This is a genomic window from Gardnerella sp. DNF01199S, from assembly GCF_049244155.1.
Taxonomy (GTDB): domain Bacteria; phylum Actinomycetota; class Actinomycetes; order Actinomycetales; family Bifidobacteriaceae; genus Bifidobacterium; species Bifidobacterium piotii.
Genome location: NZ_CP058380.1, coordinates 278362 through 294919, shown reverse-complemented (window position 1 = coordinate 294919; position 16558 = coordinate 278362). Strand labels below are relative to the sequence as shown.

The following is a 16558-nucleotide window of genomic DNA, read 5'->3' as shown; positions in this document are numbered from 1 at the left end:
CCTTAATTTTTCTACAATTTCTAATCTTTCATACCAGTATTGGCAATTCCTCTAACAAGCGCACGTTGGAAGAAAAGGAACACAATAATACTTGGTATTGTTGCAGTCAAAGTTCCTGCCATCAAATAATTCCAAGAGGTTCCGTAACGCCCTACGAAGGATGCTAAACCAATCTGAATTGTACGAGTTTCATCCGTATTCGTAACTAATAACGGCCAAAGGAAATCATTCCACGCAAAGAGAAAACTAAAAATACCAAGCGTCGCAAACGCTGGAGACGACAATGGAACGATTACTTTGAAGAATATTCCAAACCTGCCACAACCGTCAATGCGCGCTGCCTCATCAAGCTCTCGAGGAATTGTTGCAAAATATTGGCGAAGTAAAATAATGCCAAACACATCTGCAAGTCTAGGAACAATCAAAGCATACAGCGTATCAACCCATCCCAAATTAGCGACTATCTCATAAGACGGAATAACAATCACAAAATTAGGAATCATCAATGCAGAAAGCAGCAGAATGAATATTGTTTTCTTCAAAGGAAATTCTAATCGCGCAAAAGCGTAGGCGGCAAAGGCATCAAATATTAAATGTCCTACAACAATCCCTACCGTCATCAATAGCGTATTCCAATAATATTGCGCAAACGGTGCCGCTTGCCAAGCGTGAATATAGTTTTCCCAATGCCATGATGTAGGAAAAATTGAAGTATTCGTGTATGTTTCAGCACGCATTTGCAAAGAAGTAGTGAACATCCACAAAAATGGAATGATTACTGTTGCTGAACCTAAAATCAGAATCGCATGACGCGCCAAACGCGACCATAATGATGATTTCATTATTCTTCTCCTTGTGCTCCAGAAACTTTCCATTGAATCATCGTCACGCCTAGCACTAGCGCAAGCGTAATGAACGCTATTGCTGTTCCATAGCCAAAATCACCGAGCTTGAACGCATCACGATACATCATCATGCCAAGCACTTCCGTGCCTCCGCGAGGACCGCCACCAGTGAGCATGTATGCAAGGTCGAAGGATTGGAAGCTCGTTACTAATGCCTGAACTACTACAAAAAACGTCATTGGAGATAGCAATGGGAAAGTAATCTTCCATAATTTTTGCCACCCAGTAGCTCCATCTAATGCAGCCGCTTCATACACGCTTTTTGGCAATGCTTGTAACGCAGTTAAATACAAAATAGCGTTAAAACCAATATTTTTCCACACGGTCAAAAGAATTAATGCAATAAGCGCAAGCCAGCGATTTTGTAACCAATCTGGTCCATGTATATTGAATTTCATCAACACACTGTTCACGAATCCAGAAGGATCGAGCATATATTTCCACACAATGGCTGCAGCCACAGAAGATGTAACCACTGGAAGGAAGTAAATACTACGATAAATACTCCTACCTCGTATAGGCGCATCAAGCAAAAGCGCGAGCAACAATCCAGTCAGCACACTTAATACACATACACCAGCAGCATAAATAACCGTTACCATTAAGCTATTGAAAAACTCAGGATCTTGGAAAAGACGAACATAGTTTCCCAAGCCAATAAATTTCTTTTCTGGAGAGAATCCATCCCACGATGTTAGTGAAATATATACAGCAGACAACACAGGGTACAGCACGAAACCACCAATAATAAGCACTGCTGGCAACAAGAATACCGCAGCACATATTACTTGATCTTTCTGGTAGTGCCTGTGCGCAGACTTGAGAAAATGACGTTTTTTCATTACATACTCCTTGATGCAAAGAACTCCGATAGCTGAGTCAACTTCATTTCCTTTGACCCAGCTATCGGCACAGTATTTATGCAATCAGCCTTTGGCAATCACGTCGTTTACTGCCTTTTCAGCATTCGCAAGCGCTTCGTCAACACTCTGCTCTCCAGCGAAAGCCTTCTCCACAGCCTTTGCAAATTCAAAGGAAATCTTTGGATACAATGGCGTATTTGGACGCGTATGAGCAATCTCCATTTGTTCCACAAACGGAATTAAACGAGGCTGTTCCTTCTTAACCCAATCCAAATACTTATCAGACTTTGCAACACTCTTCGTTACAGGAAGCATGCCAGTCTTTTGCGACCACTTGATCACCTGTTCTGGCTGCAAGAACCAGTTCAAGAACTCACCAGCAGCCTTGGCACGAGCGTCAGAATTATGGAAGACGATTGCTTGTTCACCACCGAGATTAGTCGCTTCCTTGCCATCCTTTGGATGAGGAGCTTTCGCTACACCGAAATCAAATGGTGGATCTGGCGCCCAGATGCCAACCATCCAGCTACCTTCCTGAGCAGAACCACCCTTGCCCTTTTCAAATTCGCCCCACTTAGCATATGGGCTCACGCCGCTCTTGATAAGATCCATCCAGAAGTTCATAGCCTTCTTGCCTTCTGGCGTATTGAATGCAGCCTTAGAATTATCCTTTGTCAAGAATTCGCCGCCAGCTTGCCACAAGTTGACCTGGAAGTTCCAAGTTAAACCTTCGCCGTTATCTCCTGCTTGAGTAAGCAAATCATACCCTGGCTTGCCTGTCTTTTCCTTGATTGTCTCGGCAACTTTCTTCAACTCATCCCATGTTTGTGGTGGTTTGTTAGGATCTAACCCAGCTGCTTTATAAACGTCCTTGTTGTACATGTACGCAAGATTATTGGCAGTAACTGGCACAGAAACTTGTTTGCCGTCAATATGACCATAGTCAATCAATGCAGGAGTCACATCATCGAGCGTTTTCGAGCTGATAACCTTAGAAAGATCAGTCAAATTGCCCATTTTTGCAATCTGTGGCACCCATACCAAATCACTTATAGAAATATCTGGCAAGCTCTTCGACGAAGCCGATGCACGAAGCTTCGTCATAAAATCAGAGTTCGGGACGCTCGCAGTCTTAATCTTAATATTTTTATGCGAAGCATTAAAATCCTTCACCATTGCATCAAAGGTATCGGCATTAGCGCCATCCCAATAATGCCAAATGGTAAGCTGTGTTGAGCCATTAGCGTCGGATGATTTTGCGCTACCACACGCACCTGCGCTAATAATCATTGCAGCAGCACCGATTAATGCACATATTTTTGTAAGTTTCTTCATTGTAACCTTCTTTTTATCTGCATATGTTAACTTGCACTCATTTTGCATTTAGAAAATGGGTGACGAACTATTCTCTAAAGCATCAGAAAACAAACTAGTAATTTTTTTATTCTTTGTTGTATGACTACATAACAAGCAAACAGTTTTTTAATTGCCGCAAACACTGGCTCATATAAATCTACATGTCATGTTCACACAGACACCAAATCAAAAATGCACGCTTGTTTCTACCTCCTCCCCTCCAACTCCGAAGACATTATCTTTAAATACCCACTGTTTGTCATCAAGCAATGCCTTAAATTGGAACTTTTTACCTTTAGGTATTCTTTCCATTTCAGTCTCCTTTGAACTGCAATGCTAAACTCTTGTAAATCAATTTACTACATTGTTAAACAAACGTCAATCCCTTAAAAATTACATGTTATCTACTTGCCGCGCCTGCAAGCCGCAGCGATGCAAATCACGACACAAACAACAAAGCGCAAAGTAAGTACATTTCGGAGTAGTTAAGAGTAGTTAAGAGTAAAACACAGCAATAAAACACTCATTCACTCACAGTCCAGAAAAAGGTGTATATCAAGAGGCATATATCATTCAGAATATGAAAGACATCCATAACATAAAAGAAAAAAGAGAAGGAAATGAACGCTGCGGCACGAATTCGTACAACTCTTATTATTGCCGTTTTATCGCTTAATGCTTTTCTTTTAACAAGCTGTAGATTTGGCGTGAGTCTATATCTTTTAATGCATGTCGACTTATCTCACGCAGCGCTTAACGCGGTATCAGTAGCGCTTATGACCTGCATAGCAGCACCGCTTGGCGGCATTATCGCAGATAAATATCCACCAACTAGATTGTTTATAGCGCTAACGTTCTGCTTTGCCTTGCTGTGTGCTGGATACGGTTTCGCTTTAGTAGCACAGCATAATCTTATTGCTATTACGGTTACGCTACTCGGCATAATATTCGGATTCTTTACTGCATTTTCTTCACCTAATCAAAAAGTATTGATGGCGTATAGCGTACCGACTGGCGAAAAAACCAAATTTTTAGCAAGCATGCGCATGTGGATTAATCTCAGCAGGCTTGCTGCACCTGCAATCACTGGCATATTTGTTGATATATGTAATCCGCTCATTTTCTTTACGAGCATTGCTATTGTGATGATATTAGCGGCGCTACCTCTACTGTTAGTTAATCTAAACCAGCAATCACAAAATAGCGCAAACAATACGAAAACAGGAACAGGAAGCAATAAAACTGATGGTTTTGCAGCTTCTCTACACTATATGAAATCTACACCATGGTTAATAGTCTTAGGAGTAGTATCAGCATTACAATCTGGATCATGGCTTGCCGCATTCAGATTAATGGGAGCACACCATTGTCTCACGCTTTTTCATTCGGCATCCACGTGGGGATCAATAGTCAGCATATTTAACATTGGCATGATTGTAGGTTCAGTATTATGCAAATACATTGTGCTTCATTATGAGATTTTATACTCTATTTTATTACCTGGATTCCTTTCTATTCCTTTACTTATTTTCGCACTTAATAATTGGATTGCTCTTTTTCTTTGCTCTGCCTTCATTGCAGGTATTATTTTTGACGCCACTATTGTCTATGGGCAAACAGCTCTTCTCGATGGCATACCAACACACATTCTCGGCGCGACTACTACTTTTACTTCCATTATGGAGCAATGCGGCATTATCGTGGGGTATGCAAGCGTACTAGCATGGGGAAATCTAAATTCATCATTATTCATAATGATTGCATCTGGCGTAATACTTGTTTCAACAGGTATAGCCTTATGGATTATTCAAGCTCGTAAACAAACATACCCATCAATGCTTACCAAAGATTATTGGACACCATCAACATGGGTAAAAAGAAGCATATAACAAGCTATTTAGTGCGAAAGCACAATAAAGCTATACAAATGCAATTACATCACAGGGCAATTAGTTTGCACATCCTGTTGGAATCCTGACGGATCTCCCAGTTTTGCTTTACGCATATGCTCTTTGAAAAAGTTTCGCGTTGCATCATCACAACGGTCTGGACCCATAAACGGCATGCTAGGCACTTTTTCAAGCTCATGCAAAGCTTTACTTGCCGCTTGTTCATCACTAGCATACGTGTCTAGCCATTGCCGTTCCCAAGCACACTGATAATAATTAGATGCTTGCGTATCGCCATATCCACTCTGGAACTGACTGTCTTTTTCTTCTCCAACCAAGTTTGCAGGAGCTTTATATTTTTCAGGCCAACTAAGCTTTGCCACAGATTCCTGATATTCCTTCTCTATATGAGCAAAATCAACAATCTCTCTAGGCGAACTATTTTGCGAGTGCGCACCACCCATACCACTCGCATTATTGTTGCCTATTCCTCCACACGCATTAAACATAAGAAGCGCACTAAGCACGCCAACAATAAGAGTTGCTTTACCAATAGTATGATTATTCATTATTCCTTCTTTCTTATTTTTTGAAAATTAACGCAATGCTAATGCTGGTTGTAAACGCGATGCTTTTATTGCCGGCACCACACTTCCAGCAAGTGCTGTGATAAAAGCCGCAATAACAGCTCCAATAGCGGCTTCATATGGGTAAACTGGAGGACTAACTGGGCTTGCTGCATCCCAAAAACTTGATGCTATAGACACAAGGCCAAAAGAAACAGCGACAGCAGCAATCGAAACTATCAGCGCTAAAATAATCGCACTTCCTAACACGAGTGAAGCAATCGACCATCTAGTAGCACCCAAGGCTCTGCGTATAAGCAGTTCATGCGTGCGCTGCTCCAACGATGCTAAACCAATATTGATTAAACCTAACGCGGAAACAAAAAGCAATAATGCTGCTACGATAGCAAAACTTAATTGCAATACTGTTATAACATTCTCGTAATCATCACTATTATCATGTCTTCTAATTTCGTTTACTTGTCCACCACAACAGTCGTAAAGAGCATCTGAAACATAAGATTTAATTGATTTTTGAGAACGATTTTCTTTATTCAACCAGTAGATTGAGCCTTGAGCTTCTTTTCCAGAATATTCCCAAAGAGTTGGAGCGTAACGTAATAATCCTAGAATATTCACGTATACTTTTGCTGAGTCTACGCCATCGTTCACGACTCCAACAATCCTTATAGGACTCATTTGTGTTGTTTTGCGAGAAGTAATAAATGCTACTTCACCGATCTTGTATCTTTTGCTAGCAGATTGGTTTACTACCATTTCTAATGCGTTGTTTTTAGCGCTATTACTAAACCATCTTCCACGTACAATAGGTAAGTTATAAACTTTGTTGTATCCTGCCGTAGTGTAAACAGCGTCAACATGTTGAAGATTGCCAGTCTTATATTCTTTGCTTATTTTTACACTCTTCGAGGCTGGCATAGAAGCGCTAAACAGTAGTCCAGTGTTTGGTTGTAGCATAACGTTAGCGTTACGGTTTGCGGATTCAATGCGATTTAAGAATTTGTTAAATACTGAATATTCGTCAAAATTTTGTGCTGAAAAAGTAATCTCGTATGTTGGTCTACGACCGTTTAGCTGTTCGTTAGTTGCAATAAGATAGTCCTTACCAACCGTGCCGATAAGCACTGACGCAATAACGGCAATGATGCCGATAAACATTGAAAAACCTGTGAGGAAGGATCTCATAGGAGACAGGCGCAAATCTTTAAGCAGCATGATCATAAAGAACACCGCCTTCCATAGTAAAAATGTGAGAGCAAGAACGAGCCACTTTCATATCATGAGTGACTAATAGTAATGTTGTTCCAGATTCTTGAACACGATCATGCAACACTTGAAGCACTTTTTCTCCCGTACTACTATCGAGCGCACCAGTTGGCTCATCGCAAATAAGTAATTCGGGATTAGTGACGAGAGCACGCGCTATCGCGACTCTCTGCTGTTCACCGCCTGATAGCCTTCCAGGGTATTCGTTTAGTTTATCTTGCAATCCAACAGCACATAATGCTTCTTCTATAGTTTTTCTTCTTGTCTGCTTGCTTTGTTGTAGCCCTGCATACAGAAGCGGCAACTCAACATTTTCTCTAATGCTTAAATGCTTAATAAGCGAATAGTTTTGAAAAACAAAACCAATATTTCGAGCGCGCATATGCGATACTGTATTATCACTACACTTTTGGATTGATTTGCCAGAATAATAGTATTTTCCAGTAAAATTTTTATTCAAAAATCCAATAATAGAAATAAGACTTGTTTTGCCAGATCCAGACCTGCCAACTACAGCATATGTTTCACCTTGGTTAAGTAGCATAGAAACAGAGTTGACAGTGGTAAGCCATTCGCCATTGCCTAGTTTTACACGCGCTGACACGTCTTGTAATTCAACCAGTGAAACAGGATTGTTCTCCATAATCATTGCACTCCTGGAATGAGATCAGGAGAAACACCTGCTACAACATCACCATCATGCAAGCCAGACGTAATTTCAATATTAGCGCCGTCACTGATTCCAAGACCAACTTCTTTACGCTCCCAATTATCGCCTTTCTTGTATGAGACTAAGCCTTTTTGAACCCTTCCAGCAACCGCACTAACAGGCAGAGTTAGAACCGATTGTTTATGCGTGCCATTAAAAACAAGCGTCGCATTTTGACCTGATTCTACTTCTGCGCTTTTATCTATTAAACACGTTAAAACTTTTGACGATACACTAGGTGTACTTTGCGCACTCGACTCATCTGTTTGAGTTGAATCAGCATTATCATTCTTGCTACTACCCGAGGCTGCAATATCGGTAGAAGTTCCACCGCTTTGTACTATTTGCAAACAATTGGTTGGTCCAACACCATCTTCAACTTGGAAGCGACCTTTAACATCTGCAATATCTGCAGAACGAAGTAAAGCTTTTGCGTTAAGGCTTATTGAAAAACCTTCATATTTAAGAGTGAATAGCGGGAAAGATTTAGGCACGTCCGCAGATGATTCAGCTACTGACGCAACTTTAGCGTCTACGGGAGCAATAATTTTGTTACCAGCATTGTAGCCTAGAACACTTCCAGCTTTTACAGTACTGCCTGCTTTTACCGATGGAGAAAAATTCCCTCTACTTACAGCAGTGATAACAAAGGTAGACGATTGTTCTATTGCTGCTTTACCCGACACAACTTGTGTTAAAGGCTGTTTTTTGACTGAAATAAGTGGAACTGAATCGTGTTGTGCCTGCTGCTGACTATTATCAACTGCTCTACCAGAGCATGCAGTAAGCAAACACGCTGGCAGCGCAGCAAGCAAGAGTACTTTCGTAAACTTACGCATAACACAAATCTCCTTACTCTCCAAACTCGTAAACGCATAGGATGCGTCGAAACAAGCCTCTCAAACTGATCCAAAATAAATAAAGTGCTTGATAATGCTACGATTAACGCCTTTATGATTACCACTTTATTGAGGATTTCAGCTTTTGCTTAATAGCCTATAACCTCCGTAAAGAGTTTGCATCACACTAAATGATGATTTTATTTATGATTTTTGGAGCTTGCGTAATACCAGAGAATGATTTGTTTTGCATAGAGTTTATACACTACTGAGCAACTTGCTTGTGCATAGCCGCAACCGCATTGCATTAAATCACTAAGATTTGAGCGAACTTATTCGCTGCGGAGTAACCCCCGTAAGCTCTCAGCGCCTACCTTTATAAGATTACCTTTGTAAAGGTTTTCCTAGACAAGATATTCATCATACAAATTCAAGTACTATTATTACTTAAATAATGCTTTTCTAAAGGAGCAATATGATAGCAAAGCATATTACTGTTGGCATTGTTGATGATGATTGTTTTTGTCTACACGGCCTAAAAACATATATTGAACAGGTTGTTCCGTCCTGCAGTATTTGCTGGTTATCCGCGTACGCCGATCAAGCAATTCAGTTTTGTCAAAATCAATGCCCAGACGTGCTGCTAATTGACATGTATATGTCTGGGGTTTCGGGAATTAAAATATTATACGAATTGCGAAGAAGATACTCACTCCCAATAATAATTGCTATAACTTCATTCCCTATAAACGATTATGCTTTAAAAGCATCAACAGCAGGCGCACAAGGCATTGTTGGAAAGAACCACCCAGAAACTATTTGCGCCATGCTTAGCAGTATTGCCCATGGCACATTCAAGCCACAAATAATAGGCGATCTTCATTTTGACGACACGACGACAGCATTTCAACGTTTGCAAAATAAGCCAAAAAATGGACGCCTTGCTTTAACGGATCATGAGACTGAAATTGTAAAGTTGTGCAGTAAAGGAATGACTAATGCGCAAATCGCTAAACATTTATTTGTTGAAACTTGTACTGTGGAAACTATACTTCGTCGCGTGTTCAAAAAATTGAATGTGACAAATCGTTCACAACTTATTACTACATGGCTGCATGATGAATATTTAGGAAATGATACACAATGATTATTTTCTTAATGCGTCGTTTGCGAGAAAAGCTTATTGACAATAAAACATTTTTACTATTGGGATGTTTATCGAGCGCAATGGATGCATATATTTACTCAAATAGCGACAATAGCACAATACAACTTGTTATAGTTTACATGATTCTTGCTGCTATAAATCTGTTCCTTTGCTTGCTCCCGCATTTTATGAGCATGTGCTATATTTTTGTACATCTCAGCATTCTTGTTATTCCTAGTCTGAATCTTCCACCAGTAACCTTCGGGCTCATCATATCATTTGTTTTTATTTCGTATTTATACCCGATTCAATTTACGCTACCTTTATTCTTAGTAATAGATGCATTACACTACGTTGTATACCGATACCTATCAACTTTATCTTTCAAGTATCTTATTGCTTACCTTTTAATAAATATATTTTGCGTTTGCACTGGCATTATTTTGCGCATTTCTCACCAAAAAATGGTTCTTTATGAAAAAGATAAGCAAACAATTAATAATCTTCATCTGGCTGTGCGAATGCACGATAGATTAACTAATAAGATTGCAGATATTGCACTACAAAGTAAAATAGCATTACTTGACAAGTCTATTTCTAAAAAACAGCGAAGTGCTATTGAGGCAATAAATGATTTGGCAGATCAGGCTTTCGAAGAAGGACATAATATTATCGACATTCTACGTGGAAATACTGCTAAGCAAGATGCTCGAAGCGAGTTCATTCAGCACATTGAAGATACACTACAAATGAACGACTCAATCAATGAATCATGTGGATTAAAAGGAAGATCAATATGCAATATATCTAGTAACGATATTCCTGAAGACATTAGCAATGAAATCATCTGTGAAGTTATTGAATTAATCGAAGAACTATATTTGAACATGCGAAAATATGCTTCTTTAGTTTATTACATCAGGATTTCGATACGTAAAAAACAAATTGTTATAAAACAGTTCAATGTTCGATTTTTGGGCGGGAAAAGTAAAGATGCAATTCGCTCAGTATCTCAAAAAGGACTTCTGCTTCATCGCGATACCCTAAAGCATTTAGGCGGTTCACTTTATTTTCGAGCCTTTGGCAAGTATTGGGAATGTAATGCAGTTATCCCTTTAAAAAATGAACATAACTGTATAAATAGTATACTTTACTGATTCAGTTTAAAAGATTAATGAATCTTAAGCAGTTTTAGATAGTAATTATTTGTAAAGGTTTTCATATACAAGATATTGTTTACCTTTTAGCGCGCCATTAATTTATAAATTGTAAAGGTTTTATATACGCAATTATTTTCTTGTATTAGAAGGAGAAGAATATGAGTAATTTAGAAGATACAAAAGCACAAATTCCGTCCGTATTTTGGACAATAGCCAATGGCGTATTTCTTGCTAGCGGAATTGCGCTGATTGTAATGCGTAATGATTATCTATGGGGAGTGCCTCAAATTATCGCTGGATTATTTGGTCTTGCAACAATGTTTCTCATTAAAAAACCGTGGTGCGCGCAACTATATTTTATAGTATCTTCACTAGCCGTAATAGCAAATGGACTTATGGAAATATTCGGCATAATCCACGGATCTGGATACGGTTATGTTCCGCTGATTATTGGCATAATCGTGCTTTTATTTATAGGCCTTGACAAGGATGAAAGTTCAAAAGCTCTTGGCATAGCCAAAAATAAGTAAAAGCATTAGACTGCGATTTTAACTTAAAAACATATCGCAATTTTCAAAGGTCAAGTTGTAGCCATGTATCCTACGACTTGGCCTTTGATTATTTATCTGTTAATGATTTGTTTTGCATAGAGTTTATACACTACTGAGCAACTTGCTTGTGCATAGCCCCAGCCGCATTGCATTAAATCACCGCTTAAGGCTATCTTCGTTAAGCAAAAAATCAAATAGGTCCATGGTGATTACTCCACGATTATCTCTTGTAACATGCAACCCATTTTTCGTAACTACTATCTTTTTGAAAGAATTATCAATATAGTAAAGCGAGCGCTTTTCTTGCAATGATTTTTCTTCCGTCGTCATAGCGAGCGCAGATTGTATATAATATTTTTCACTTCCCAAAGTAGCAATAAAATCTATTTCCAAAGATTTTTGCGAATAAATATCATGGTTATTTTTATCTTTTCGACCAGTATTTTCAGCAATATTCATTTCGCCAATATCCACGTTATATCCGCGATATCTTAACTCGTTGTATATAACATTTTCCATAATATGCGACTCTTCGATTTGCCTAAAATTAAGTAAAGCGTTGCGTACACCAATGTCTTCAAAGTAGATTTTGAACAAGGAATCAATGTATTTTTTGCCCTTAATATTGTACTTTTGAGCTTTGCTTACAAGAAAAGCATCACTGTAGTAGTCTATGAAACGACTAACAGTTTCTGAAGTAATTTCTCCATATCCGTGGCTAATAAACGTGTTAGAAAGTTTTCTTGGGTTAACAGGAGCGCCTATTGACGAAGCTATTACTTGCAAGGTTTCAGAAAGAGCCTGCTCTTTTCGCACGCCGTTTCGTTGAACTACATCTTTCAAATAAGTTTCTTTAACAAGATTTTCAAGATATTTTATTTGTTCCTCAACATTTTGCATTCTAGCTACAAGCGGTATTCCGCCAGTAACAATGTAATCTGCCCAAGATTCCGAAACCGTTTTGCTAGAACTTTCCATGTATTCGGCAAAAGTAAGAGGTTGCACGTGAACTTCTGTGCTTCTCCCCTTAAATTCAGTAACAATGTCTGATGAAAGAAAACGGGAGTTAGATCCAGTAACATATATGTCTAAATTTGCATGCCTTAAGTAACTGTTAAGTGTGCCAACAAAATTGTCAAGCAATTGCACTTCATCGAGGAAAATGTAAAACTTATCACTATCATTTATTTGCGACGCAATGTAGCGACGGAACACTTTAGCATTGATAATGTAACCAAGTTTTTTATCTGCGATTTTTACTGGCTCGCCATTTGCGAATGACTCAAGACGATCAATATCTTCGTCTGCATCAAATGCAAACCGAATAATATTATTCTGCAAAACACCTTGAGAAATAAGAGAATTATAGAACAGCTCGTTAAGAATGAACGATTTTCCCGCGCGACGCACACCAGTAATGATTTTAACCAGGCCATTCCAACTAAGCTGGTTAAGTTTCTTTATGTACCTTTGACGATTGAAAATCATTCGCATTCCCTTTCCATCCACTTCTATCTTCAATTTAGCAAAGTACTTTGGGTTTTGCAAGATAGAATTAGTGAAAATATGGCATATTTGGCAATTCTATTTGATATTTTCCAAAGTACTTTGAGTTTTGCAAGATAGGCAGATAGGGAGATAGAAATAAGAAAATATGCAGATAGGAAAATATGACTAGCGAATTTAGGCAACTTTTTACTACTCACGATTTAAGTTTTAAGCAAATTTAGGTCTTAAGCAAGTCGACTGTGCATTTGCGCTACTCAGAAAATCAACAATAACAGACATAGATCAGTAATAGACATGCGTATTACAAAAATGCGCTGATGCTTTGACGCGTCTTCAAATCTTCTAGATTTTGTTAATAAAGACAAAGTCAACGCATCAGCGCTATCAAGTTATCAAGCTATCAAGCTATCAAACCATCTACCTCAATGCTCTATGAGCTTGATTAAAGAATTCATACTCGTAAATGCATGAAGTCATATATGCTTGAGCAGCAAGAATTCTAGCCTTTGGTCCAGCTTCTTCAAAAGCTCTCTCAACAAATTTGACTGCCATTCTTACACCTGACTCAAAATCATGAGAAGAATACATTGAAATCCAATCATGATATGGGTTTCCAGGAGTATTATTTTTGACTAAAATCTGCCCCACTTCTTCATAAAGCCAATAGCATGGCAATATGGACGCAGCTCCAATCACGTAGTCTTCTGCCATTGTAGAAGCAAGTAAGTGATTTACGTAAGCTAATGTTACTGGCGAGCAAGACGCATCAATGCTTATATTTCTGCTTCCAAGCCAATCTCTGTGCAACTGCGATTCCGCTTCTATGCACATAGCTGCGCCCGTAGCCCAATGCACTCTAGCCTCATTATCTGGCGTTTTAGCTCCAACAGCAGCTAGCGCGCGCGAATAACGCTTCAAGTATTCGGAATCTTGACTTATGTAGAAAGCAAACAAGTCAGAGTCAAGCGTTCCATTGCCTAAAGCCTTAATAAATGGCATTTTCATAATGTTGTTATCAACATCTGCGCTAGCATCCCATAACGCTTGAGTCCAAGGACCACACGGCTCCACATTTGGCTTTCTAGCCTTGCTATGAGCTTTTACGACTACGCTTTGCGGAGTTAATCCATCTAAGCCATTCGCTTGCATATGCTCCCAAGGAGTTGACGAAGAATCTAATTCCAAACGATAATTACGAGCCGCATGGTTCACAGGCCCATGACCTTTTCCAACATGCAAATCTTTACCGCAAGCAATAGCTTCGTTAAGCCATCTTGACGACCACGCTAAAGCATTCGCTACAGTACTGTAATCGCTTAGCTTCTTTCCTTCTCGCAACGCTAATCCTATGCGCGTAGCTAGAGAAGAAGATAGCGAGCAGCCAGTGCCATGCGTTGTTGTTGTATCAACTCTAGGGCAAGGAACGTTCACTCTGTGACCATCTGGGAACACAACAGTATTTCCAGCATCTTCGCTTGTTAAGTGGCCGCCTTTAACAATAACAATAGTATTGTTTTTTGCACTCCACTCGCTTGCTTGAGCATAAGCTTCTTCAAAATTGGATGCAGGCTGTTTATCGCATAATACTGCGAGTTCAGGTATGTTTGGCGTAATAACATCCGCAAGAGGCGCAAACTCGCGCATTGCATCTTCTGCAGACTTTTCAAGCAGCCTATCTCCCGAAGTTGCTACCATAACTGGATCTAACACAACAACAGGAACAGGATGATTTTTAAGCCAATTTTGAACTAGGCTAATATATGATTTGTCTCCAAGCATGCCGATTTTTACAGCATCAATAGTTACGTCATCAAATACTGCTTCTAGTTGCGCTTGCAAAAAGTCGGTTGGAGGAGTATAAACTTCGCGCACACCGCAAGTGTTTTGAGCAACCAAATTAGTTGTTACACACATTCCAAATCCATGTGATGCCGTGATTGACTTTAGATCAGCTTGGATTCCAGCTCCGCCTGTTGGATCAGTTCCAGCAATACTTAGTACGCGTGGAATAATCGGGTCTTCTAAAGATGGCAAAGAAGATGGCCTTAGGCTTGAATCATATAATTTAGAAATTGATTGCAAAGGTGCTTGAGCTTGCGAAAATTGATTATTCATTATTTTTATTCCTTCGTAATAGCATCGCGTAATTTGCGCGCTTCTTCGCAAGGATTTTGCGCAAGCATTAGAGCAGATACTACGCATAAACCATCTATTGAAGTGCTTTTAATAGGAAATACAGTATTTTCGTTAACGCCGCCGATTCCTAGCGTGCTAATACCGAGTTCTTTAGCTCGTTTAGCAATCTTTTCTACTCCTTCAACACCTAAAGCAGGAGCAGCGTCTGGCTTGGTGGCAGTAGGCCAAATTGGGCCTATTCCAATAACATCAGGCAATGCCACATTTTCTTTAGCGCATTCGTTATAAACGTAATCTAACTGTTCTAACTTTTCTATAGAAAGCCCAACCATCCATTCTGCAGGAATAGACTTACGCGCTTCAATATAAGGCGTATCTGTTTGCCCAACATGCAAGTTGAGTCCTAAGCTTTTAGCGCAATCTATACGATCGTCAACAAAAATCGGCACGTTTCCGCAACCATTAGCAAGCATTTTGTCTCGCAAGCTTTGAGCTTTATTATTAAAAGTTTCGCTATTTGCGTACTTATCGCGCAATTGAACTACGCTTGCTCCGCCTTTAACGCAATCAACTGCAATATCTTCTTCTGCTCGATTGCTCATCTTTGGGTCTGTTATAAAGTATAAAGACCAATCAACAGGGTCGAGTTCAAATTCAATATTCGCTAGTTTCAGCATCTCGTCTGCGCTCAAATCCATAAGCGCATCCATCCATAATGTTCTAAATGTACCTGGCGATGTTGAGCGTTGTGCTGCCCAAGTTCCTGCTGCAGCAGCGTGCACGTGAGCGGCAACTGTTGCTGCAAAAGGTCGATTTCGATTTGCTCCAACGTATGCTGCCACCAATGCGCCAAGAGAGCAGCCCGTTCCGACTACTTTCGTCATTATCTCGTGACCGCCCGAGACTCGTGCCGAGCATCCGTGACCATAAATAGCGTCTTTTTCGCCAGAAATAGCCACTACCGAGCCATAGAGTTTAACTAGCTTCTTAGCAGCTGCAACTGCTGAATCAACGGAGTCTCCAGCGTCTACTCCCTTACCGCCGCTTTCTTCTCCAGCTAAACCTAAGATTTCGGAAGCGTTTGCACGAATTACAGCAGGATGACTTTTAACGATTTCGCGCGCGTATTGCGTGCGTGGAGCTAAACCGCCAACTGCAACTGGGTCAAGAACCCATGGAGTGTGCGCTTTTACAGCTCCGCGAATCGCAGCATCCATAGATTCTTTGTCTACTGGCCTATACGTTCCAATGTTTACTAATACACCAGATGCGATTTGAGCAAATACTTCAGCTTCTTCTGCGTCTACGACCATTGCTGGCGATGCACCAGCAGCTAGCAGAACGTTTGCCGTTATTTCTTGAACAACATTATTCGTTACGCAATGTGTTAGCGGATTTTTTGCGCGCAAAGCTTCGATGCATTCACGTACATCTTGAACGAATTGCTTGCAACGAGCATTAGTTGAGAATTCACTATTTTTAGAGCACGACACAGTAGTCATGATTTTCCCTTCGCTAGTACTAACTAGATCAGGTTCAACGGGTATAATCTCAGCGCTTTCGCGCACCCCGAACCCATATTTGACTATATATGTTCGTTATGACGTTATTCGCGCTAACAGCGTTCTTATGGCAAGCTTT

General features: G+C 39.9%; 15 protein-coding genes and 1 riboswitch. Of the genes, 4 read left to right on the top strand and 11 right to left on the bottom strand.

The genetic code is table 11. The features are described from left to right. Positions 1 to 20: 20 nt before the first annotated feature. The 4 genes from HXT45_RS01265 to HXT45_RS01250 all read right to left on the bottom strand — a co-directional run bounded on the left by HXT45_RS01265 (position 21) and on the right by HXT45_RS01250 (position 3436). Positions 21 to 842 (bottom strand): carbohydrate ABC transporter permease, encoded by an 822-nt coding sequence (locus tag HXT45_RS01265; RefSeq protein WP_004112888.1) that lies wholly within the window; start codon positions 840 to 842, stop codon positions 21 to 23. After that, positions 842 to 1747 carry a carbohydrate ABC transporter permease gene (locus tag HXT45_RS01260; protein ID WP_004118115.1) on the bottom strand — a complete coding sequence of 302 codons (906 nt, stop codon included), beginning with the start codon at positions 1745 to 1747 and terminating at the stop codon, positions 842 to 844. The genes HXT45_RS01265 and HXT45_RS01260 overlap by 1 nt, the downstream gene beginning before the upstream one ends. Before the next feature lie 84 nt (positions 1748 to 1831). Further along, a complete protein-coding gene (locus HXT45_RS01255; RefSeq protein ID WP_004131339.1) occupies positions 1832 to 3103 on the bottom strand; it encodes an ABC transporter substrate-binding protein in 1272 nt (423 codons plus the stop codon). Positions 3104 to 3310: 207 nt separating this feature from the next. Then, the gene (locus tag HXT45_RS01250) at positions 3311 to 3436 is read right to left on the bottom strand and encodes a hypothetical protein (protein WP_004131337.1); all 126 of its coding nucleotides are present in this window, start codon (positions 3434 to 3436) and stop codon (positions 3311 to 3313) included. A 308-nt stretch (positions 3437 to 3744) separates the two neighbouring features. On the opposite strand from HXT45_RS01250, the gene HXT45_RS01245 reads away from it, so the two are divergent. Next, positions 3745 to 5013: an MFS transporter gene (locus tag HXT45_RS01245; protein ID WP_421781949.1), complete on the top strand. Its 1269-nt coding sequence runs from the start codon at positions 3745 to 3747 to the stop codon at positions 5011 to 5013. Positions 5014 to 5057: 44 nt separating this feature from the next. Here HXT45_RS01245 and HXT45_RS01240 read toward each other — a convergent pair whose 3' ends face one another. The 4 genes from HXT45_RS01240 to HXT45_RS01225 are packed head-to-tail and all read right to left on the bottom strand — an operon-like array spanning position 5058 to position 8414. Then, positions 5058 to 5582: a hypothetical protein gene (locus tag HXT45_RS01240; protein WP_421781947.1), complete on the bottom strand. Its 525-nt coding sequence runs from the start codon at positions 5580 to 5582 to the stop codon at positions 5058 to 5060. Between the two features lie 27 nt (positions 5583 to 5609). Then, positions 5610 to 6821, bottom strand: a complete 1212-nt coding sequence (locus HXT45_RS01235; protein ID WP_415704758.1) for an ABC transporter permease — start codon at positions 6819 to 6821, stop codon at positions 5610 to 5612. After that, positions 6805 to 7515 carry an ABC transporter ATP-binding protein gene (locus HXT45_RS01230; protein WP_415704757.1) on the bottom strand — a complete coding sequence of 237 codons (711 nt, stop codon included), beginning with the start codon at positions 7513 to 7515 and terminating at the stop codon, positions 6805 to 6807. The genes HXT45_RS01235 and HXT45_RS01230 overlap by 17 nt, the downstream gene beginning before the upstream one ends. Continuing rightward, positions 7512 to 8414 carry an efflux RND transporter periplasmic adaptor subunit gene (locus tag HXT45_RS01225; RefSeq protein WP_415704756.1) on the bottom strand — a complete coding sequence of 301 codons (903 nt, stop codon included), beginning with the start codon at positions 8412 to 8414 and terminating at the stop codon, positions 7512 to 7514. Before HXT45_RS01225 ends, HXT45_RS01230 begins: the two co-directional genes overlap by 4 nt. A 475-nt stretch (positions 8415 to 8889) precedes the next feature. Between HXT45_RS01225 and HXT45_RS01220 the strand changes: the two genes are divergently transcribed. From HXT45_RS01220 to HXT45_RS01210, 3 genes are all read left to right on the top strand, one after another. Further along, complete coding sequence (locus HXT45_RS01220; RefSeq protein ID WP_410310274.1) at positions 8890 to 9561, top strand: response regulator; 672 nt, start codon at positions 8890 to 8892, stop codon at positions 9559 to 9561. Continuing rightward, positions 9558 to 10718 (top strand): histidine kinase, encoded by a 1161-nt coding sequence (locus HXT45_RS01215; RefSeq protein ID WP_421781945.1) that lies wholly within the window; start codon positions 9558 to 9560, stop codon positions 10716 to 10718. The genes HXT45_RS01220 and HXT45_RS01215 overlap by 4 nt, the downstream gene beginning before the upstream one ends. Before the next feature lie 161 nt (positions 10719 to 10879). Next, positions 10880 to 11251 (top strand): hypothetical protein, encoded by a 372-nt coding sequence (locus HXT45_RS01210; RefSeq protein ID WP_004112863.1) that lies wholly within the window; start codon positions 10880 to 10882, stop codon positions 11249 to 11251. Positions 11252 to 11428: 177 nt separating this feature from the next. Here the strand turns inward: HXT45_RS01210 and HXT45_RS01205 are convergent, their stop codons facing one another. From HXT45_RS01205 to thiM, 3 genes are all read right to left on the bottom strand, one after another. Then, positions 11429 to 12781, bottom strand: coding sequence for an ATP-binding protein (locus HXT45_RS01205; RefSeq protein WP_421781943.1), 1353 nt, complete (start codon positions 12779 to 12781; stop codon positions 11429 to 11431). A 417-nt stretch (positions 12782 to 13198) separates the two neighbouring features. Next, the gene (locus HXT45_RS01200; protein WP_421781941.1) at positions 13199 to 14896 is read right to left on the bottom strand and encodes a bifunctional hydroxymethylpyrimidine kinase/phosphomethylpyrimidine kinase; all 1698 of its coding nucleotides are present in this window, start codon (positions 14894 to 14896) and stop codon (positions 13199 to 13201) included. 5 nt (positions 14897 to 14901) lie between these two features. Continuing rightward, positions 14902 to 16419, bottom strand: a complete 1518-nt coding sequence (gene thiM, locus HXT45_RS01195) for a hydroxyethylthiazole kinase (RefSeq protein ID WP_421781939.1) — start codon at positions 16417 to 16419, stop codon at positions 14902 to 14904. Next, a riboswitch (TPP riboswitch) is annotated at positions 16408 to 16499 on the bottom strand. (Overlaps the previous gene by 12 nt.) Positions 16500 to 16558: the final 59 nt, after the last annotated feature.

Coding starts and splice junctions, on each gene's coding strand:
- HXT45_RS01235 (WP_415704758.1), bottom strand. CDS start 6,821: ATGATCATGCTGCTTAAAGATTTGCGCCTGTCTCCTATGAGATCCTTC.
- HXT45_RS01255 (WP_004131339.1), bottom strand. CDS start 3,103: ATGAAGAAACTTACAAAAATATGTGCATTAATCGGTGCTGCTGCAATG.
- HXT45_RS01225 (WP_415704756.1), bottom strand. CDS start 8,414: ATGCGTAAGTTTACGAAAGTACTCTTGCTTGCTGCGCTGCCAGCGTGT.
- HXT45_RS01265 (WP_004112888.1), bottom strand. CDS start 842: ATGAAATCATCATTATGGTCGCGTTTGGCGCGTCATGCGATTCTGATT.
- HXT45_RS01210 (WP_004112863.1), top strand. CDS start 10,880: ATGAGTAATTTAGAAGATACAAAAGCACAAATTCCGTCCGTATTTTGG.
- HXT45_RS01240 (WP_421781947.1), bottom strand. CDS start 5,582: ATGAATAATCATACTATTGGTAAAGCAACTCTTATTGTTGGCGTGCTT.
- thiM (WP_421781939.1), bottom strand. CDS start 16,419: ATGACTACTGTGTCGTGCTCTAAAAATAGTGAATTCTCAACTAATGCT.
- HXT45_RS01220 (WP_410310274.1), top strand. CDS start 8,890: ATGATAGCAAAGCATATTACTGTTGGCATTGTTGATGATGATTGTTTT.
- HXT45_RS01260 (WP_004118115.1), bottom strand. CDS start 1,747: ATGAAAAAACGTCATTTTCTCAAGTCTGCGCACAGGCACTACCAGAAA.
- HXT45_RS01245 (WP_421781949.1), top strand. CDS start 3,745: ATGAACGCTGCGGCACGAATTCGTACAACTCTTATTATTGCCGTTTTA.
- HXT45_RS01230 (WP_415704757.1), bottom strand. CDS start 7,515: ATGATTATGGAGAACAATCCTGTTTCACTGGTTGAATTACAAGACGTG.
- HXT45_RS01250 (WP_004131337.1), bottom strand. CDS start 3,436: ATGGAAAGAATACCTAAAGGTAAAAAGTTCCAATTTAAGGCATTGCTT.
- HXT45_RS01200 (WP_421781941.1), bottom strand. CDS start 14,896: ATGAATAATCAATTTTCGCAAGCTCAAGCACCTTTGCAATCAATTTCT.
- HXT45_RS01215 (WP_421781945.1), top strand. CDS start 9,558: ATGATTATTTTCTTAATGCGTCGTTTGCGAGAAAAGCTTATTGACAAT.